The organism is Corynebacterium sp. HMSC070H05 (assembly GCF_001837615.1).
Classification (GTDB): domain Bacteria; phylum Actinomycetota; class Actinomycetes; order Mycobacteriales; family Mycobacteriaceae; genus Corynebacterium; species Corynebacterium coyleae.
The window spans coordinates 165,249-183,991 of record NZ_KV833343.1; the positions used below are offsets into that span (position 1 = coordinate 165,249).

At 62.9% G+C, this 18,743-nt stretch carries 15 protein-coding genes, 1 tRNA gene and 1 pseudogene; 10 read left to right on the forward strand and 7 right to left on the reverse strand.

Annotated features, from left to right (window positions below):
- The 5 genes from HMPREF2617_RS10640 to HMPREF2617_RS10660 form a co-directional block, all read left to right on the forward strand.
- Positions 1–520: alpha/beta hydrolase-fold protein (locus HMPREF2617_RS10640; RefSeq protein WP_246821735.1), on the forward strand; the 520-nt coding region annotated here is incomplete at its 5' end.
- Between the two features lie 77 nt (positions 521–597).
- A tRNA-Glu gene (locus HMPREF2617_RS10645) sits at positions 598–670 on the forward strand.
- 63 nt (positions 671–733) lie between these two features.
- The gene (locus tag HMPREF2617_RS10650) at positions 734–1,555 is read left to right on the forward strand and encodes a PhzF family phenazine biosynthesis protein (RefSeq protein WP_070450072.1); all 822 of its coding nucleotides are present in this window, start codon (positions 734–736) and stop codon (positions 1,553–1,555) included.
- Between the two features lie 93 nt (positions 1,556–1,648).
- A complete protein-coding gene (locus tag HMPREF2617_RS10655) occupies positions 1,649–2,215 on the forward strand; it encodes an HD domain-containing protein (RefSeq protein ID WP_070840723.1) in 567 nt (188 codons plus the stop codon).
- Positions 2,216–2,335: 120 nt separating this feature from the next.
- Entirely contained in the window at positions 2,336–3,760 is a 1,425-nt protein-coding gene (locus tag HMPREF2617_RS10660; protein WP_070820896.1) for an FAD/NAD(P)-binding protein, read from the forward strand.
- A 3-nt stretch (positions 3,761–3,763) separates the two neighbouring features.
- On the opposite strand, the gene HMPREF2617_RS10665 is transcribed toward HMPREF2617_RS10660, so the two are convergent.
- Complete coding sequence (locus HMPREF2617_RS10665; RefSeq protein ID WP_141763053.1) at positions 3,764–5,542, reverse strand: fibronectin type III domain-containing protein; 1,779 nt, start codon at positions 5,540–5,542, stop codon at positions 3,764–3,766.
- A gap of 136 nt (positions 5,543–5,678) precedes the next feature.
- Between HMPREF2617_RS10665 and HMPREF2617_RS10670 the strand changes: the two genes are divergently transcribed.
- A complete protein-coding gene (locus tag HMPREF2617_RS10670) occupies positions 5,679–7,373 on the forward strand; it encodes an alkaline phosphatase D family protein (RefSeq protein ID WP_070840687.1) in 1,695 nt (564 codons plus the stop codon).
- Between the two features lie 85 nt (positions 7,374–7,458).
- Here the strand turns inward: HMPREF2617_RS10670 and HMPREF2617_RS10675 are convergent, their stop codons facing one another.
- Together HMPREF2617_RS10675 and HMPREF2617_RS10680 are read right to left on the reverse strand one after the other, a co-directional pair.
- Positions 7,459–9,648 carry a YhgE/Pip domain-containing protein gene (locus tag HMPREF2617_RS10675; protein ID WP_070840688.1) on the reverse strand — a complete coding sequence of 730 codons (2,190 nt, stop codon included), beginning with the start codon at positions 9,646–9,648 and terminating at the stop codon, positions 7,459–7,461.
- Entirely contained in the window at positions 9,645–12,236 is a 2,592-nt protein-coding gene (locus tag HMPREF2617_RS10680) for a YhgE/Pip domain-containing protein (RefSeq protein ID WP_168168349.1), read from the reverse strand. Before HMPREF2617_RS10680 ends, HMPREF2617_RS10675 begins: the two co-directional genes overlap by 4 nt.
- Before the next feature lie 151 nt (positions 12,237–12,387).
- Here HMPREF2617_RS10680 and HMPREF2617_RS10685 point away from each other — a divergent pair.
- A pseudogene (locus HMPREF2617_RS10685) lies at positions 12,388–12,744 on the forward strand (diaminopimelate decarboxylase); the annotation flags it as partial.
- A gap of 85 nt (positions 12,745–12,829) precedes the next feature.
- On the opposite strand, the gene HMPREF2617_RS10690 reads toward HMPREF2617_RS10685, so the two are convergent.
- The gene (locus HMPREF2617_RS10690) at positions 12,830–13,516 is read right to left on the reverse strand and encodes an IclR family transcriptional regulator (protein WP_070450053.1); all 687 of its coding nucleotides are present in this window, start codon (positions 13,514–13,516) and stop codon (positions 12,830–12,832) included.
- Between the two features lie 60 nt (positions 13,517–13,576).
- Between HMPREF2617_RS10690 and leuC the strand changes: the two genes are divergently transcribed.
- Together leuC and leuD are read left to right on the forward strand one after the other, a co-directional pair.
- On the forward strand, positions 13,577–14,998 hold the full coding sequence (gene leuC, locus HMPREF2617_RS10695) for a 3-isopropylmalate dehydratase large subunit (RefSeq protein ID WP_070840689.1): 1,422 nt from the start codon (positions 13,577–13,579) through the stop codon (positions 14,996–14,998).
- Between the two features lie 12 nt (positions 14,999–15,010).
- Positions 15,011–15,604: a 3-isopropylmalate dehydratase small subunit gene (leuD, locus tag HMPREF2617_RS10700; RefSeq protein ID WP_070840690.1), complete on the forward strand. Its 594-nt coding sequence runs from the start codon at positions 15,011–15,013 to the stop codon at positions 15,602–15,604.
- A 31-nt stretch (positions 15,605–15,635) separates the two neighbouring features.
- On the opposite strand, the gene HMPREF2617_RS10705 is transcribed toward leuD, so the two are convergent.
- Genes HMPREF2617_RS10705 through HMPREF2617_RS10715 form a run of 3 tightly spaced genes read right to left on the reverse strand, consistent with a single transcriptional unit; the run spans position 15,636 to position 17,638 of the window.
- Complete coding sequence (locus HMPREF2617_RS10705) at positions 15,636–16,082, reverse strand: hypothetical protein (RefSeq protein ID WP_070450044.1); 447 nt, start codon at positions 16,080–16,082, stop codon at positions 15,636–15,638.
- A gap of 3 nt (positions 16,083–16,085) precedes the next feature.
- Entirely contained in the window at positions 16,086–16,580 is a 495-nt protein-coding gene (locus HMPREF2617_RS10710; protein ID WP_070450041.1) for a YbjN domain-containing protein, read from the reverse strand.
- A gap of 26 nt (positions 16,581–16,606) precedes the next feature.
- The gene (locus HMPREF2617_RS10715; RefSeq protein ID WP_092102430.1) at positions 16,607–17,638 is read right to left on the reverse strand and encodes an NUDIX hydrolase; all 1,032 of its coding nucleotides are present in this window, start codon (positions 17,636–17,638) and stop codon (positions 16,607–16,609) included.
- Positions 17,639–17,742: 104 nt separating this feature from the next.
- On the opposite strand from HMPREF2617_RS10715, the gene HMPREF2617_RS10720 reads away from it, so the two are divergent.
- A complete protein-coding gene (locus HMPREF2617_RS10720; RefSeq protein ID WP_070450038.1) occupies positions 17,743–18,741 on the forward strand; it encodes an NAD(P)H-dependent glycerol-3-phosphate dehydrogenase in 999 nt (332 codons plus the stop codon).
- Positions 18,742–18,743: the final 2 nt, after the last annotated feature.

Below are 18,743 nucleotides of genomic sequence, written 5' to 3' on the forward strand. Positions count from 1 at the left end.
CTTCCACGGCACCGGCCGCGACGCCATCGCAGGCCTTTCGATGTCCGGTGGGCCAGCCCTGCACATCGCCACCTTGGAAGACAGGTTTGTCGCTGCGGGAACATATTCCTCCTGCCCGTCGACAACTGGGCTTGTCGGACAGGCCTTCGCCAGCGGCACCGTGCGCATTAATAAGGGCGACCCAGCACAGATGTGGGGCAGCTCCTGGGATCCGGCGTGGGCCGCCCACTCGCCCATGCGCAATGTTCAGGGGCTCAAGGGGAAGAAGATTTTTCTGTCGGCCTCACGTGGTTTGCCGTCGGAGCTTGACGTTGAGGTCGTCGATTCGCCCGAGCCACTTCTTGTGCCTGATGAGCAACTCGCGTATGCGTGTTCGCTGCACTTCATCGCAGAGGCACGACGCAATGGCATCGACCGGGATTGGTACGAGTTCAAGGAAGGGACGCACAACTTCGGCTTGTTCCGACGTGAGTTAGTGGCAAGTTGGGACACGCTCGGACCAGCGCTTGGTGTGGAGTAGTTTTTAGCGTCTGACGTGCTGATTTGTTGATATTGGGGAGTTTCCTTTATTGTTAGCAAGTCGCAAAAAGCGAGCGCGCCCCGTTCGTCTAGCGGCCTAGGACGTCGCCCTCTCACGGCGGTAACACGGGTTCAAATCCCGTACGGGGTACAAGGAGAAAACCTCCGATCCGGATTCCGGGTCGGAGGTTTTCGCATTGGTAGCGTAGGTTCAGTGACTTCCCTTAGTTTCTTCGAACTCGACGTGTTCTCAACCGGTGCCTACACGGGAAACCCTCTCGCGGTGATCTGCGGGGCGGACCATCTGACCACTGAGCAGATGCAGCGGATCGCAGCTTGGACGAACTTCTCGGAGACGACGTTTCTGCTCGAACCCACTAACGACGAGGCCGACTACCGGGTCCGAATCTTCACCCCAACCGAGGAATACGCCTTCGCAGGGCACCCGACCTTGGGCACGGCGCGTGCGTGGCTGGAGTTGGGTAACACGCCGAAGGCCTCAGACGGCGTCGTCCAAGAGTGCGGTGTTGGCAATGTGCAGGTGCGTATCAGCGACTCGATGCTCGCGTTCGCAACCCCACCGCTGAAGAATTCTGCACCTCTTACGGCATGCGAACGTGCAGAGATCTGCGACGTGTTCGGGGTGGGGGAGAGTTCGCTCGTTGACGCCGCGTGGGGCGACAACGGGCCGGGCTGGCGGTTGGCACTGCTGGATAGCGTAGAAACCCTTCTCGCGTTACAACGACCGGCATCGAGCGATCTCAAGGTTGCATTTGCCGCACTCACGGGTGGGACGGATCCGGCGTATGTGTTACGCGCTTTTACTCCGACGTTTGAAGACCCGGTGACGGGTAGCGCGAACGGTGCGATGGCGCAGTGGCTGCGATCGCGCGGGGACGTGCCGGCAACTTACTCGGTCTCCCAAGGTACTGCGCTCGGCCGGGACGGCCGTGTGACCATCAGTGACGACGGCTCTGACATCTGGGTTGGTGGAGCGGTGACGGTACGGGTGCGGGGACAGATTGTCGTCGATTAGCAGCAGTGTTCGAATGTTCCGTCTTTCGTGTCGGCGGCATCTTTACAGTGGGACGTGTTTCCCGACAGAAAGGAGCCGTACATGGCAGAACACATGCCGGTTGTATCACCGCGAATCATTCGGGCTATCAACGTCGCCGCATTTGCGCACCGCAATGACGTGCGCAAAGGCACCGACATTCCCTACGTATCGCACGTGTTTGGCGTGATGCACTTCGTTTCTCAAGTCACCGACGACGAGGACGTTCTCATCGGTGCACTATTCCACGACATTTTCGAAGATGTCCCCGAGGAATACAGCGCAGAGCAGATGGCTGCGGATTTCGGCGAACGCGTCGTCGAGCTCGTCCGAGGCGTGACCAAAGAGGACAGCATCGGCAGCTGGCAGGGACGCGCCGACGCATACCTTGCGCATCTTCGCGAAGCCGAGGAAGGCAGTGTTTTCATCGCAGCGGCAGACAAACTGCACAACCTGCTCTCCATTCATGCCGACCTCGACACAATCGGGGATGACCTCTGGGGACGCTTCAATTCGCCTGTAGAGCGGCAGGTGTGGTGGTACCGCTCAGTGTGCGATGTGGTTCAGGAACGCTTGCCGGGCAATCAGTTAGGTGCGGAGCTTCGTCGCCAAGTCGAGCGATTGGAAGCCCGCACCGCCTAAGGTGGGGCACATGTCCGGCGTACCTTTTGGCGAATGCGACGCGCGTCGCGGCATACGCCGTGCCGATTTCGAGTGGGCAGCAGCAACGCTCGACGAGTACTCCGCAAAGGGGCGTAGGAAATGAAAGTTGCCATCATCGGAGCAGGCCCCCGTGGGCTGTGGGCTGCAGAAGAGCTCATTGATCGTGCGGGGCAGCGTGGAGCAGCCATCGAACTTACGGTGTTTAACGAGACACCGATGGAAGAAATTTCAGCACCAGGAGCGTTTGGTGCCTCGGTTCCGGAGCAGTGGATCCTCAACGCCCCAAAATCCATTGTGGAGACCCACCTGGGGCCCTTAGATCCAAACGACGAGTTAGAAGGGCAGTTCCCTCCACGACGACGCGTAGGCGAGCACTTGGATGCTTCGTGGGAAGCCTTGCGGACGAACTTGCCAGCAAAGTGCACGCTTGATTTCCGCATCACTCGAGTACAGGACGTAACCCCTGTGGGAAATGGCGTTGAAGTGGACGGCGAGCAGTTCGACGAAGTACTCATGGTGACAGGGCACGCGCATGATTGGCCAGGCTCGCTTGCTCATCAGGATCTCGGGGATCTTCGTGTAATCGCCCCGGCGTACCCGGCAAGCAATCTGGATTCGGTCACATCCGATGACATCGCGCTCGTGCGCGGAGCAGCGCTGACCTTTATCGATGTCGTGCGCTACGCAAAGGCGAAAGTGTTTTACCCAGTGACCCGATCGGGCCGTTTTATGGAGGTCAAGGCCTACCTCGACGAGGAGCAATCGCGCCAGGCCCAACCCGTTATTGCGGAAGCTGACCGGGCGATTCTGCAGTGCCAGTCGCTTGAAGAGCTCAAGGAAATTCTGACGGAGTCAGCAGAAGCCATCCTCGCGATCGTCGGTGGGGAAGGTGCGCGTGAGGATATTCAAGCGGTGATCAACGGTGAGGACTTCACCGGGGATCCAGTGACGGAATTTCGCACATCCGTCGCTGCTGCAAAAGGGGAGAGACCATGGACGTCGGCGCTTGCTGTGGCGCTGGCGTTTCGCGACACCGAGGATGCGCTCATCCAGCGCGCGTCCTTCGGCGGCCGAGAATCGCTTGGCGGCTCCGAGTTCGACGATTTCATGAGCACACTCGGGCGCGTTGCTACCGGCCCACCTGTTGAATCGGCGGTGGAGATGCTCGCGCTTATCGACGACAACCGGATCCGCACCGACGTCTTCAACCGTGGCGAAGACGATTTGACCGAAGTGGCCAAGGAGGTCGGCGCAACAGTCGTGATTGACGCCGTGAACGCACCTGCCGGAGTCGTCGACGGAACTCTCATTGGGGATCTCGTCGAGCGTGGTGTCGGGATGCGTTATGCAGACACTAGCGCCCTGCACATCCACCCAGACGGCACATTGGTGGGGCAGAAGCACCTTGCTGCTGCAGGGCGGATGAACGAGGGGTTGGTCCTCGGCCACGACACGCTGCGCCGAGATAAACAGAACATTATCTATCGGTGGGCTGAGCGTGTCAGTGCCCGTGCAGCGGAGTAGCCCTTAGATCCCGTACTTGTGGCGGATGTCTTGGACGAACTGAGGGTTCAGGTTGACCAGCACCGCAATAATGGCAGCGATGAGGCCGAACAGGATGCCCAACACCGTCAGGACGATGCCGGTCGTGCTGGAGCCGGATGCGTCGGTTTCAGTGGTCTCGTGAGAGCCGTTGTTGGCGTCGTTCTCAGACGGAGTGTTCCCGGTGTCGGCGCCGGATTTCTCTGTGGTGGGCGTGACGGTTTGCTTCACCGTCGTGGGGACAACCTTGGTGGTTTCCACAACGGTGGGAGATGGGGACGTAATCGTCGAGGTTTCCGTCAACGTCACCGTGGACACCGAAGTGAGCGTGGTCGGCTTCGCGGCGCTCGTCGTGGTCGCGCTTGGTTTTTCAGTCGTCGTCGGTGCTTCTTCCTGCGGCGGTTCCTCCTGTGTGGCGTCCTTCTTCAGCAGGGTGACCTGATCCACCACGTACGGGGTGTTGATGTTGTACGTCGTCAGTTTTAGCGACTCAGACGAGACGTCAATGCTGGTGTAGTCCGGGTTGTAGTCTTGGCGCCAGCGTGCGGTGGACTTGTGTGCCAGGTCAGTAACATTTTCTTCGCGGACATTCGGGTGGGTTGTGCCGTTTTCGTCCTGGAAGTCGTAGTACTTGCCACCTGTTGCCGTGGTGGAGGTGACGTAGAGGACCTCGTTGTTTTCCGGAATAAGAATGTCGCCGGACTTCGATGCGCCAGCGGGAATGACAGGGTCGACACCGTTCATCAGATGCGTGCGAGTGTAAATGTGGTCGTGGCCGCTAAGCACCAGGTCCACACCGGCTTCGGACAACTTTGGGGTCAAGGAGTTGCGTAGTTCGACGACATCCTTGTCGGTGTAGTGCGTGCCCTGGGAGAACGGTGCGTGGTGGATACCGACGATCACCCAGTCAGCGTCGGCACCATGTGCGGCGATCGTTTCGTTGACAAACTTCGCGTGGACGTCGATGTCGGCCTTGGATGCGCGGTTGCCGTCCAACCCGATGAACAAGACGTTGTTGTAGTTGAAGAAGTAGTTCGCGGTGTCATCAATTTCGTTGGGCAGGAAGTACGTGTCCTGGAAGTGACGGTCGAGCGTGTATGTCTCGTGATTGCCCTTCAGTACGGCAAGGCGGTACTCCTGGAGTTTTTCTGGCGCGGTGAACTCTTCAAGCTGCTTGACCGGGGCACCCCAGCCCTCAACCTGGTCGCCCAGGTGCATGATGAACGCGGAGTCGGGGTGTTCACCGGTTGCGGTATTGACCGCTTTGTTCCATGCGGCGGACTGCTCGGCGATTTTCGTATCTACACCGATTTGCGCATCGGCCATGGCGAGGAAGCTCCAGGAATCTCCGTCGGTGCCGGTGGTAAAGGTGCGCTGCTCGCTATAGCCACGACGATCGCTTCCAACCCGGTAGGCGTACTCCGTGTCAGGCTCGAGGCCGGTCATCGTCGCTTCGTGCGGGTAGAAGACAGCCGAGTTGTACGGGCCACGGGGCGATTCCACGCGCGTGATGTTGGCTGGATCAGCAGTCGGCCAGTACTCCAGGAACTGTGTCTCGCTGGTCTTCGACTGCCAGGCCAAGTTCGCTTCCGTCGCGTCGGATCCGATGCCGAGGACGATGCGGCTGATACGGGTGTTGATTGCACCTGCAGGGGCATCCGCAGCGACGGCCGTCGTGGCAGAGCCGAACAGGGACACGACGACAGCCGTAGAAATTGCGGTGCGACGAATGGAACGAGGGGCACGGGAAAGCGAAACAGTCATGTCCACCCACACAAGTCACGTTGTTTTAACAGCGGGTTACTAGCGGATCGTCACCTCAGTGAAGTGTGGGTGAATTTTTGGAAACTTGGCGGTTTCCTCGTTGCGCGCGCCTGTGAGCTGGTTGAAAGTGGGCGTCATGAGCTCGAAACCCCGTGTCAATCGTCGTATATTTCTCCAAACCGTTGCCGCGTCTGTCGCAGCCGTAGCACTGGGTACTGGCGGTGCTGTTGCTGCGCGCCGCAGCACTGTCTCAACTCCTGAGGTGCCAACGCCAGCGGATCAGTGGGACTTGCCATTTTTGCACGGGGTTGCGTCGGGAGACCCGTTGCCGGATCGCGTGGTGTTGTGGACCCGTGTGACACCCTCGCGCGAGGCGTTGCCAGGCTCAGGTCTTGGCGACGATGTCGAGCTGGAATGGCAGATCGACACCACTGAAGACTTCACTCACCCAAAGACAGGAAGCGCGATTGCGCGTGCGGAATCCGACCACACGGTGCACGTCGATCCGGACGGGCTCGATCCAGATACGGAGTACTTCTACCGTTTCATCGTGAAATCGGGTGAGCACGCAGGTTCTTTCTCCCCGGTGGGGCGTACGTTGACTGCGCCAGCCGTAGACGCTGACCTGGATACGCTCAATCTCGCAATCGCATCATGTGCGAACTGGGAGTCCGGATTCTTTAGCGCCTACGCTGACATGGCTCAGCGCGCGCGTGCGGGCGAAATCGACCACGTGGTGTTCCTCGGCGATTACATCTATGAGTATCCAACCGGCGAGTACGTAGGCAAAAGTGGTGTGGCCAGGATGCACCATCCGGAGTGGGAAATCACCACGTTGGAGGATTACCGCCAACGTTACGGCCGCTACCGCACCGACTTGAACCTGCAGGCGGCCCATGCGGCGTGCCCTTGGATTGTGGTGTGGGACGACCACGAGTCAGCCAACAACAGCTGGCGCGAAGGAGCCGAAAACCACACGGACGGCCGGGTTGAAGGGCAGTGGAAGCAACGCGAAGCAGCGGCGATGCAGGCGTACTTCGAATGGCTCCCGGTACGTCGCAGTGCGCTCATTGAGGCTCCAGGCATCTACCGCAGCTTCCAGTTTGGCAACCTCGCGCAGCTGACGATGATGGATCTGCGAACATTCCGCGACGAGGAAACCACCAGCGACTACTTTGCCAACGATGAGCGCACAATGCTTGGCGACGAGCAGTTTGCCTGGGTGGCAGAACAACTCCAACAGTCCACCGCACGCTGGGATGTGCTGGGTAACTCCGTGATGGTGTCGCCCATGCGCTTTGTCACCATCAAGGACAACGAGAAGGCCAATATTGCAACGGGCTACATGAGGGAGCGCGCTACCGGTATTGCGGTGAACTCGGATCAGTGGGATGGCTATGCGGCCGAGCGTGACCGCCTGCTCACCATGCTGGACGAGCAGGAGTCGAACGCCTTGTTCCTGACCGGCGACATCCACTCAGAGTGGGCGAACTCGATTGCCTCCCCGTCGGGCTTTGGTGAGATCGGCTGCGAGATGGTGACAACCTCAATTTCTGCACCAAATGTGGATGAAATCCTCACCACAGTGTTTGGGACGTACCACCCGGAAGACAACTCGACGTCGCTGCTGGTGGAGAAGACCATCCGCGATGCCAATCCCTGGGTCAACCACATCGATTTCGATGCCCATGGCTACGGCATCGCAAGCATCCACTATGACTATGTGGACATGCTCTACTACCGGGTCTCGGACGTGGAGGACCCGGACGCTTCCGTCAGCTTGGGCGAGAAGCGCCAGTGGCGCATCGGCGAGGGGTTCGTCGAAGCATAATCTGCTAATCGACGACGGCCGCGACATCTGGGTGGGCGGGCTGGTGACCGCGCGCGTGCGCGGCACCATCGACCTGTAGGCGCGGCTAGGACATCATCACCTTGGTCTGAGCAACCGCCTCGTCCATGCGGCTGATCGCGTGGTGCAGCCGGTGGCGCAGCCAGAGGCCGAGGAAGAGGAAAGGCAGCACGAAGAGGACGAGGCTGCCGAGGGCTCGCCAGAAGTCCCAGCCGTAGGTGCCGAAGACCGCGGCGCGCATAGCGCGGATCGAGTAGGTCGCGGGCAGCCAGGGGCTGATCGCCTGCGCCCAGCCCGGCAGCAGCTGCAGCGGGTAGGCGCCGCCCGCCGCCGAGACCTGGAGCACCAGGATGAGCACGCCCACGGCCTTGCCGGCGTTGCTCAGGGAGAGCACCAGCGTGTAGCAGATCAGGTGGAAGACCAGGCTCGAGACCCACCCCGCCATGAAGAGAAGGAAGGGGTGCGCGGGCTCGATGCCCACGTAGACGATGAGCCCCGCCATGAGGAGCGTGGATTGGGCCAGACCGGTGGTCACGAACGTCAGGTAGCGGCCAAAGTACTTCTGGCCCGCGGTGAGGCGGTCGGGATCGACCACGTTCTGTTCGATGGAGCGATCGTCCGTGCGCACGGCCACCGACGTCAACAGGGCGCCCACCCACAGGGCGAGCACCGTGTAAAGCGGGGCCATGCCGGCGCCGAAGCTGACGCGGGGGAAGACCTCCTTGCGCTCCACCTTGACTGGGTCGACGAGGGCGTCGGCGAGCTCCTCCGGGTGGCTGGAGACGAGGTCGGCCAGTTTCGTCAGGTCCCCGCTCGAGCGCGCCTGCGCGATCGACTGCTGCGCCTCCTGCATCCTCGCTGCGTTGGCGCGCAGGGATTCCGCCGTGTCGCGCAGGTCCGCACCGGAGGCTGCGAGGGTGTCGCGCAGCGAGCCGGGCCGATTGGCCAGGGCAGAGGAGACGCCGTCCATGTCCGAGCGGGCCTTGTCGACGTTCGCCCGGACGTTGTCCAGCGAGCCCGACAGCGCCTCGAGGCGCGGGCGGATCCCGGTGTCGTAGGAATTCTTGGCCGAGTCCATCGCCTCGCGGGCCCGGGCGATCGAGTCCTTGATCTCCTGCCGGTCCGCGTTCTTCCCGTCCCGGCTGCCCTGCCCGGCGGTGAGGCGCGTGGCGGCGTCGTTGAGTCGGTCGCGCACGGCCGTCTGGCGGGCGATAGCGTCGTTGAGGTCGCCGACCACCGCGCGCACCGCCGGTTGGGCGTCGGGGGGAAGCGCCGGGGCGACTTGGTCGTTGATGGTGTCGCGCAGGGCCGTGTACTGCTTCACCTGGACATCGATGCGCGCGGCGATGTCCGTCAGGTTCGCGGCGGTGGCCTGGGAGGTGGCGGAGGAGTCCGCCATCAGCTGGTCGACGCGGTCGCTCACTGCGGCGAAGCTTTCCGACGTCGCCCCCAGCGCCGCCGCAAGCGCCGCGCCGTCTCCGCCGAGGCCCGCCCCGGTGGCTCCGAGGTCGACGGGGTGGACCTGCCCGAGAGAGTCGCCCAGCGCCCCGGAGATCCGCTCGGCGCTGTCGACGAGCGGCACGCTCGACTCGGTGAGCGAGGCGAGCGCGTCGACGGTGCTGGCGCTGGAGAGCAGCTGGTCGCGGGCGCTGGCAGTGCGCGTCTCGATGGAGTCGAGTGCCTGCTTGGTCTCCGCCTCGTTGAAGAAGTCCGAGGCCGTCTCGATCAGCCCGAATGACACCTCGGAGAGGGCCCTGGTGAACGACGCGCTGATCTGGGCGCTGACGCCCTGCGTGCCGTTGGAGATGAGCAGCGGGGAGATGGGGTTCTTCTTCTCGTTGATGTAGAGGTCGATCCGGCTGGGTTCGGCGTCGCCGGCGTAGAAGGTGAACATGTCGTCGCTCAGCGTGGGCGGCAGGACGATGGCGGCGTAGTACTCGCCGGATTTCGCGCCCTCGATGGCATCGTCGGCGTCGGTGATGACCCAGTCCATCGAGTCGTCGCGGTAGAGCTGGGAGAGGACCATGTCGCCGACGTTGACGGCCAGCGGGGTGAGGTCGCTCGTGTGGCCGCGGTCGGTGTTGGCCACCGCCACCTCGAGGCGCTCTGTGTTGGCGAAGGGGTTCCACGTGGCCAGCACGTTGAACCAGGCGAAGAGGCAGGGAATGGCGATGAGGCCGACCATGACGATGCCCGCCATGACGTTGGTGTAGAGACGGCGCAGGTCGTTGTAGGCGATGGAGAAGACGGTTCTCACTTGGTGTCCTCGCTTTCGGCATCTGCGGGCCCGATGGTGACGCTGGTGCCGGCGGAGTCGTGGCGGTGGATTACGGCGTCGCGCAGCTCGGCCTCGCCGAGGCGCGAGACCTGTTCGGCGTCGACGAGGCTCTGCGTGAAGTACTCCACCGCGCCGAGGTAGAGGACGACCAGCAGCGACCAGGCGACGACGATGGCCAGCATGATCGTCTTGTCGGTGGGCAGGAGCATGGTGAGCAGGGTGATGATGGCGATGCCGACAATGCCCGCGACGATCCCGCCGAAGATGAGGGTGCGGTAGTTCTCCCGCAGCATCCGCGCCCGCTTCTCGACGCCACCGCGGAACTCATCCCGGTCCGACAGGGCGGCCATGATGTCGGACGCGCGGTAGGGCGAGCCCATGACCTCCACCTTCTCGTTGGTGATCAGGTTCGTGCGCGCGAGCTGGCGGTTGAACAGGAGGTTGGCGTGCGAGGAGGTGAGTCGGAACAGCCACCCCAGGGCGAAGGCCGCGGCGGACATGGCGAGAAGCGCCGCCATGAAGCGGAGGTAGTGGTGGCCGTAGAACCCGGCGACGGTCTCGCGCATCGCGTCGATGCCGTAGCGGAAGGGGAGGAAGGGGTAGATGCGGCGGAAGAAGTCGGGCATGAGCTCGATGGGGTAGAGGCCCGACGCGCCCGGGATCTGGATGACGACGAGGAAGACGGCGATGCCGCGGCCAATGTGGCCGAGCGCGGAGACGATGGAGTAGATGATCCCCGTGTAGGCAACCCCGATGGCGATTGCGGTGACGAGAAAGGCCGTGACGGACTGCATCTGCACCCCGAAGGCCACGTTGCCGAGCGTCACCACGACGGCCTGGAGCACCGAGAGCGTGGCGAAGAGGAGGAAGCGACCGAGGTAGGCCTGGCCGACGGTGAGGCGGCGGAAGCCCTCGGTGTCGACCTCGACGCGGAAGATGATCGTCAGCACGAACGCGCCGATCCACAGGGCCAGGTTGGTGAAGAAGGAGGCCATGGAGCTGCCGTAGTTCTCCGAGGGGAAGACGGCCTGCTGCTCGACGGTGACGGGCGAGGAGATGTACTCGCCGATCTTCGCGGAGTTGAGGTTCGTGACAGTGTTGAGGGCCTCCGAGTCGGAGGTGGCCAGGAGGGCGTTGATGTCGGACTGGGCGGCGCGGGCGCCGTCGGCAAGCGTGCCGAGGTTGCCCGAGACCTCGTCGAGGATGCCGAGGCTGGCCGCGAGCTGGTTGTCCACCCCGGCGAGCAGGGAGGTCGTTTCCTCGCGCAGGGCACGCTGGCTGCTCAGCGCGCCGCGCACGGAGGCGACGCTGCCGGAGGCCTGCGCGAGCGAGGCGTTGATCGCGGGCACGGACTCGCCGAGCTGCGTGCTCGCGTCGCGCGCTGCGGCGTTGGAGTCGGCGGCCGTGGCCTCGAGGGAATCGCCGAGCTCGCCTATCGACGCCAGCGCGGCGCTCGCGCTGCGGTCCACGTTGTTCAGGCCGTCGAGGACGGCGTGGGAGGCGGCGGTACGCTCCTCCAGCGCGCTAGCCGCGGCGTCGAGCTGAGCGCGGACCTCAGGCGATAGGGCCGCCCCGGCCGACATGGCGCGCAGCTGCGCGGCGGCGGATTCGCCCTGCTTGACCACGCCGTCGACCTCGCCGACGGCGGAGCGCACCCGCCCCTGGGCGGTGCCGAGCTGGCCCGTCGCCTCCGCGATGGAGGCGTTGGCGGAGGCGGCGCCGAGGCTGAGCGCGTTGGTGGACTCGACGAGCGCGGTCGATGTGTCGGCGCTGAAACCGGCGGAGGACTTCTGCAGCTCGGCGATGATCCCCTCGGCCTCGCCGAGAGAGGAGTCCACGGACCGGAGGGTGTCGTCGACGGAGCCGACGAGGGTGTTCAGCTCGGCGACAACCGGGCGCGCACCGCTGATGCTCTGCTTCATCGTGGCCACCCGCCCCTGGGCGGCGTCGAGGTCGGCGGCGATCTGGCCGAAGCTCCCGGAGGCTTTGCCTCGGGCCTCCTCGGCGTCATCGCGCGCCGCGAACCCCTTGTTGCGCAGCTCGGTCGCCGCGGCCTCGCCGACCTTCTTCTTGAAGGCCTCGGACACGGCCGTGTCGACGGCGGAGGCGCCGGCGTCGGTAATCGAGGGGGTGACGCCGTTGCTCTTCTCGTTGACGTAGTACTCCAACACCGGCTGCGTGTAGGTGCCGCTGACGAGGCTCAGCAGGTCCTCGCTGAACTCGGGAGGGATGAGGAACATGGCGTAGTAGTCGCCGCGCATGAGACCGTCGCGTGCCTCGTTCTCGGGGAGAAACACCCACCCGATCTTGTCGTTGGCCTTGAGCTGCTCGGTGATCTGCTCGCCGACGTCGACCTCGCCGACGCGCTCGGCGGAGGCGCCGCGGTCGTTGTTGACCACCGCGATGCGGATGTTCTGGGTGTGGGCGTAGGGGTCCCAGAAGGCGTTGATGTTGAACCACGCGTAGAGCGCGGGGGTGATGAGCACGCCGACGATGATGATGAAGGCCCGGGGAACGCGCAGCAGGCGACGAATGTCCCGTCCAAGAATCTGCCCGCTCTTGCTCACGTGGCGAGCGTACCCTCGAATGGAGCGTTGGGGGAAACACCCCGGGTCTGGGCCAAACTCGAGTCCTTCAACCCCGGCGGTAGCGCCAAGGACCGCACAGCCCGCGCCCTCGTCGCCGACGCCCTCGAGCGCGGCGTGCTCGGCCCGGGACTGGCAGGAGCCGACGCGCGGCGCGTGGCTCACCGAGGTACTCTCCGGCGGCGTCGCAGAAGCGCTGCGCGAGCGCGGGTTGCGTCTGTATCTTGAGCCGGGGCGCTCGCTTGTCGACGGCTGCGGGCTAACCCTTGCCGAAGTCGCCTTCACCAAGACGCGTTCCGACGGCGTGCCCCTGGTGGGCCTAGCCATGAACCGCACCCGGTGCCGCACGACCTCGGATAACTTCCTCATCGACCCCTACCTGGTCAAGCGGACCCCGCCGAGTGAGGAGATCGAGGCGTTCTTGGTCGGCGCCTACTGCATCGAGGACGAACTGATCCTGCGGCGGAAGATCCGCTTCCCCCGCGGTGTGGCCCGCGAGGCGCTTGGACGACATCGACGTTCGCTGACGCCCGTTGGCGCCCCCAGTGCCGGGCCGGAGCTCGGCTAGAGCTCGGCTAGAGCTCGGCGCTCAGCCGAGCGGTGGCGTTCTTGAGCGCCTCGCCGCATGTTGCGCCGGGGGAGGGCTTCAAGCGCTCGGCGGGACCCGACACAGACAGGACCGCGACTAAGGTGCCGTCGGGCTGGAACACCGGGGTGGACACGCTCGCCAGGCCAACCTCGCGCTCGGAGACAGACTCGGCGTAGCCGACCTTGCGTACCTGTTCGAGGTCCGCTGCATCAAACGGGGAGTCGATCGGGCAGTGGGCAGCAAACACGCGGGCGGCAGAACCGGCCGATAGTGTGAGCCTGGAGCCAACCGGCACTACGTTGTGGAGTCCGCTTTCCGGTTCTTCGGCAGCGATGCAGGTGCGGGTCGATCCCGTCAGTTGGTAAAGCTGTGCGGATTCCCCGGTCTGTGCAACCAGGTCTCGCATAACCGGCGCGGCTGCCGGAAGCAGCGCGGAGGGAAGCCCCGTGGCAAGACCGGTCAGTGCTGGGCCGAGTGTCCATTCGCCGTGTTCGTTGCGGGAAAGCACATGGTGCAGTTCCAGCGCAGTGGCAATGCGGTGGGCGGTTGCGCGTGGCAGGCCGGTGTCGTCGCTAAGTTCTGCGAGTGTTTTATCACCCGCACCAACCGAGCGTGTGATGGCAACTGCGCGGTCGAGGACTTTAATCCCGGAACCTTCGTTATACTGTCTCACAGTTCGAATCCTAGCATCTCATAGTGTGGGATGTTGGGAGCCCGTATGAAGGAGGACCGGATGACTCAGCCACCGTTGACATTAGCGGAGAAAGTGTGGCGCGACCACGTGGTAACGAAGGGGGAAAACGGCGAGCCTGACCTCATCTTTATCGATTTCCAGCTCCTGCACGAAGTGACCTCGCCACAGGCGTTTGACGGTCTGCGGATGAACGGACGCACCATGCGCCACCCCGAGTTGCATTTGGCAACGGAGGACCACAACGTGCCCACCACGGGTATTACCAGCGGTGACCTCGTCGAGATCACCGAGCCTACCTCGCGCACCCAGGTAGCCACCCTGCGCGACAACTGCGCCGAGTTTGGTGTGAAGCTGCACCCGATGGGCGATATCCAGCAGGGCATCGTGCACACCGTCGGCCCGCAGCTGGGCATTACACAGCCCGGAATGACCATTGTCTGCGGCGACTCGCACACCTCGACGCACGGCGCGTTCGGCTCGATTGCCATGGGCATCGGCACCTCTGAGGTGGAGCACGTCATGGCCACCCAGACCCTGCCGCTGAAACCCTTCAAGACCATGGCCATCGAGGTCACCGGCGAGCTGCAGGACGGCGTGACGGCCAAGGACCTGATCTTGGCGATCATCGCCAAGATCGGCACCGGCGGCGGCCAGGGCCACATTATCGAGTACCGCGGCGAGGCCATCGAGAAAATGTCGATGGAAGCGCGCATGACGCTGTGCAACATGTCCATTGAAGCCGGTGCCCGCGCCGGCATGGTCGCGCCGGATCAGACCACCTTCGACTACGTCGAGGGCCGAGAGTACGCACCCAAGGGTGCCGACTGGGATGCGGCAGTCGAATACTGGAAGACGCTGCCGACTGACGAGGGCGCGACATTCGACACCGTTGTAGAAATCGACGGTGCAGCACTGACGCCGTTTGTCACCTGGGGTACCAACCCAGGCCAAGGTCTGCCGCTCGGCGAAAACGTTCCCGACCCGGAGGACTTCACCGACGACAACACGAAGGCATCTGCTGCGAAGGCCATCGAATACATGGGCTTGACCCCGGGCATGCCGCTGCGCGACATCACCATCGATACGGTCTTCCTCGGCTCCTGCACCAACGCGCGCATCGAGGATCTGCGTGCAGCCGCCGACGTTGTCAAGGGCCGCCGCATCGCCGAAGGTACACGCATGCTCGTCGTACCGAGCTCCACACTTGTGAAGCAGCAGGCCGAAGAAGAAGGCCTCGACGCGATCTTCACAGAGTTCGGCGCAGAATGGCGGACCGCGGGCTGCTCCATGTGCCTCGGCATGAACCCAGACCAGTTGCGACCGGGGGAGCGCAGTGCCTCCACAAGCAACCGCAATTTCGAAGGCCGCCAAGGCCCGGGTGGCCGTACCCACCTTGTATCCCCGCTGGTTGCAGCAGCAACTGCGGTGACCGGCCACCTCGCAAGCCCGGCAGATCTGTAAAGGAGCCCGATCATGGAAAAGTTCACCACTCACACCGGCGTCGGCGTTCCGCTGACCCGCACCAACGTTGATACCGACCAGATCATCCCCGCGCGCTACCTCAAGCGTGTGACCCGCACCGGTTTCGAGGACGGCCTATTTTCTAATTGGCGTGAAAACGAAACCACATTCGTCCTCAATCAGGACGCGTTCAAAGACGGCTCCGTGCTGTTCGCCGGCGAGGACTTTGGCACAGGCTCCTCGCGTGAACACGCTGTCTGGGCGCTCATGGACTACGGCTTCCGTGCCGTGTTCAGCCCCCGATTCGCGGATATCTTCCGCGGAAACGCCGGCAAAGCTGGCCTGCTCGCGGGCATCATGAGCCACTCCGATATCGAGCTGATCTGGAAGCACCTTGAGCAGCACCCAGGTGATGAGGCGATCGTCTCGCTCGAAGACTGCACCGTCACCGTCGGCGGCAACACCTTTACCTTCGAGATCGACGATTACACCCGCTGGCGGCTCATGGAAGGCCTCGACGATATTGGGCTGACGCTTCGCGACGAGCCCGCCATCGAACGATTCGAAGCAACGCGTCCAGCGTTCAAGCCGTCCGTCGCGGGTTAGACCCCGGACGGCGATAGCGCCCTCGGGCTGGTTATTTGCCCAACTGGTCGACGACGCCCGGGGCGAACGCCTCCAGGAACTCACGCGCAGCGACAACGACGCCTTGGATACCGGTCTTGATCTCGTCGGAAAACTGCTGGTCGCTGCGCTCCCAGTAACCCGGCAGAGAGTAGGTCACGGCAAGCGCGGTGATGCCGCGCTGTTCGTCCTTCACTGCGGTCACGGTGGGGTAAGCCTTCTCAATGTTGTATCGCTCCACCCACTCGAGCACCTCATTAAACTGCGCGGCCTTCACCGAATCCACAGCGACGGTGGTCAGCACGTTGAGATTCGGCTCGATCATGTTGATCTCCAGACCGATACCGGAAAAACCGGTGCGCAGCGCAGGGCCAAGCGGTGCCTTTTCGTACTTCCAGCCTTCCTTGTCAAACAAGGCGATGACACGGTCGATGCTGAGGTTGCTGGTTGCAGAAGTCATGTCCTAGTCCTCCTGGTTAGCTTCGGCGTTGGCTTCGGTGTTTGCTTCGGTGGTGAAGGTTTTCGGGCCGCTCGTCGACAAGAGCTCGCTGGTATCTGGCAAGGCCTCGCGCAGCAGGTTCACCACGTGATGGATTGCGGAGAAGTAGTAGTCCAACATTGCACGCACCTGCTCGTCGGTGAAGCCTTCGTTGGAGAAGAACGGCGCGTCGATCAGCACGACGGCATCGTCCTCACGACGTACCGGGTGTACGCGCACGAGGGGCATCGTCCGGTTGATCTCGTTGCAGCGCAGACGCAGCGTCTCAATATCGTCGCCCTCAATGATGCCGAGCCAGCGTGCGGTGGCCTTGAAACCACCCTCGGCTACCTCGAAGAACACCATCAGGCTGGGAAATGCGGTGCGAACCTCGCCGCTGTCTTCTCGGAAGTACTGCACCCCCATTGATTTCAGGGTGGCCGCGATGCGGTCTTGGGAAATGGCGGTAGGAGCTGCCATGGTCTGGGCCTTTCGTCGTGGTGGGGTTACAGAACTGGAAGTGGGGAGGGGATGTAGTCCGCGCCGATGAGCTTGCCGTCGTGGAACGTCAGCACCCATACGGAGGCTTTCTTCGCGCGGATTTCTTCGTCGATAGGCAGTGTCCCTTGCGCCGAGAGCCACGCGATTATGCCGGGGATGATCCCACCTTGCGCGCACACCACGCTGGTTCCGCCGGCCTCAATCACGTCCTTGAATGCGTGCTTGGCGCCAACCATGTCGGCGATCCAGGCATCGTCGCCAAACTGCTTATCGACGACAACCTCACACCCCATCTCATCCGCCAGCGGCGCAACCGTGTGCTGGCAGCGCTCCGGAACCGCCGAGTAAATACGTTCCGGCGCGAACGCACTGAGCAGGGGAACGAGCATCTCGGATTGGCGGCGGCCCTTCTTATCCAGAGGACGCAAGTTGTCGTCGCCGGACCATTTGTTGCGGTCGTGGGCGCGGGCATGTCGGACATAGAGGATGCGTGCATCTGCGGGCGTGTTAAAGCGCTTCTGGGCCTTCTGGAGCACCTCGCGGTCGAGGTCGTACGTCATCAACTCAAGCGCTTCATTGAGTGGCAGCCAGCGGATCTCGTCGACCTCGTTGTTGGGTACGAACTCGCCACCGACGACCTCGCCGGTCCAGTAATAGACCACCTTGGTGGTCTTCTTTACCGGGTAGACCGTCTTGCCCAGCAACTTGCCCAGGCGAACGTCGTAGCCCGTTTCCTCCTTGATTTCACGTACTGCGGTTTGTACAAGCGACTCATCAGGGTCGACCTTGCCCTTGGCCAGCGACCAGTCGTCGTAATGAGGACGGTGAATGCACGCAACCTCAATGGTGTCGGGTTGCGTAACGTCACCGCGCCACAGCACCGCACCCGCAGCAAGCGTGGTGCGCTCGAACTCCTTCTGCGGTTTTAACGGAATAGCCTGAAGCCTGCCAGTGAGAAACTTCTCACCCAAGGCGTCCTTATCTTGCTCGGAGAGCTTCCCGCTGTTTCCTGGTGTCTTGGATGCGTGAGTAGGCATGTCCTCCATTGTGTCCCAAGTAACCCACTCACGCCGGACACGCCACGCGCCACGGCCGGTGGTAGGTTAAACCGGAACAATCGGCTGGGAGGATTCAGAAAAATATGGTCAACGTTGCGGTACTGGGGGCAGGCTCCTGGGGTACAACCCTGGCGAAGGTGTTCGCGGACGCCGGCAACAGGGTCACGCTGTGGGCGCGTCGGGACAACCTTGCCCGCACCATTCAGACCACGCGGGAAAACCCGGAGTACCTTCCCGGCATCACACTCCCGGATGCGATCGAAGCCACCTCGGACGAGCAATACGCGCTGCAAGACGCGACCATCGTCGTCTTTGGCGTACCCAGCCAGACCATGCGGGAAAACGTCGCGCGTTGGGCACCCATGATCCCGGCTGATGCGACGATGCTGTCCATCTCAAAGGGTGTGGAAACAGGAACACATCTGCGTATGAGTGAAGTTATTGCAGAGGTCACCGGAGCGGACCCGAACCGGATTGCAGTGCTCAGCGGGCCCAACCTGTCGCGCGAGATTGCGCTCGAACAACCTGCCGCCACCGTGATTGCATGCGCTGACGAGAACCGCGCAAAACTCGTCCAAGCCGCGTGTGCGACTAACTATTTGCGGCCGTACACCAACACCGATGTTGTGGGCTGCGAAATCGGCGGCGCGACGAAAAATGTCATTGCGCTTGCCTGCGGTATGGCTTCCGGCCAGGGGCTTGGCGACAATACCCTGGCATCCCTGATCACCCGTGGCCTTGCAGAGACCACCCGTCTGGGCAACGCGCTCGGCGCGGATCCCCGCACGTTTGCAGGTCTTGCCGGTATGGGAGACCTCGTGGCCACGTGTGCTTCGCCGCTGTCGCGTAACCGCACATTTGGCTCCGCTTTGGGGCAAGGTGCGACGATGGAAGAGGCGAAGGCTGCGACGAAGGGCCAGGTTGCGGAGGGCGTGGTGTCGTCGAGAAGCATTTTCCAGCTCGCCGAAAAGCATGGCGTGGAGATGCCGATTACCCAGGCAGTGTTTGCTATTTGCCACGACAACTTCAAAGTTGCGGACACGATCGCGACACTGATGGGGCGCAGCAAGAAGGCAGAGTAAAA

Coding starts and splice junctions, on each gene's coding strand:
- HMPREF2617_RS10670 (WP_070840687.1), top strand. CDS start 5,679: ATGAGCTCGAAACCCCGTGTCAATCGTCGTATATTTCTCCAAACCGTT.
- HMPREF2617_RS10655 (WP_070840723.1), top strand. CDS start 1,649: ATGCCGGTTGTATCACCGCGAATCATTCGGGCTATCAACGTCGCCGCA.
- HMPREF2617_RS10705 (WP_070450044.1), bottom strand. CDS start 16,082: ATGACTTCTGCAACCAGCAACCTCAGCATCGACCGTGTCATCGCCTTG.
- leuC (WP_070840689.1), top strand. CDS start 13,577: ATGACTCAGCCACCGTTGACATTAGCGGAGAAAGTGTGGCGCGACCAC.
- HMPREF2617_RS10720 (WP_070450038.1), top strand. CDS start 17,743: ATGGTCAACGTTGCGGTACTGGGGGCAGGCTCCTGGGGTACAACCCTG.
- HMPREF2617_RS10715 (WP_092102430.1), bottom strand. CDS start 17,638: ATGCCTACTCACGCATCCAAGACACCAGGAAACAGCGGGAAGCTCTCC.
- HMPREF2617_RS10665 (WP_141763053.1), bottom strand. CDS start 5,542: ATGACTGTTTCGCTTTCCCGTGCCCCTCGTTCCATTCGTCGCACCGCA.
- HMPREF2617_RS10660 (WP_070820896.1), top strand. CDS start 2,336: ATGAAAGTTGCCATCATCGGAGCAGGCCCCCGTGGGCTGTGGGCTGCA.
- leuD (WP_070840690.1), top strand. CDS start 15,011: ATGGAAAAGTTCACCACTCACACCGGCGTCGGCGTTCCGCTGACCCGC.
- HMPREF2617_RS10710 (WP_070450041.1), bottom strand. CDS start 16,580: ATGGCAGCTCCTACCGCCATTTCCCAAGACCGCATCGCGGCCACCCTG.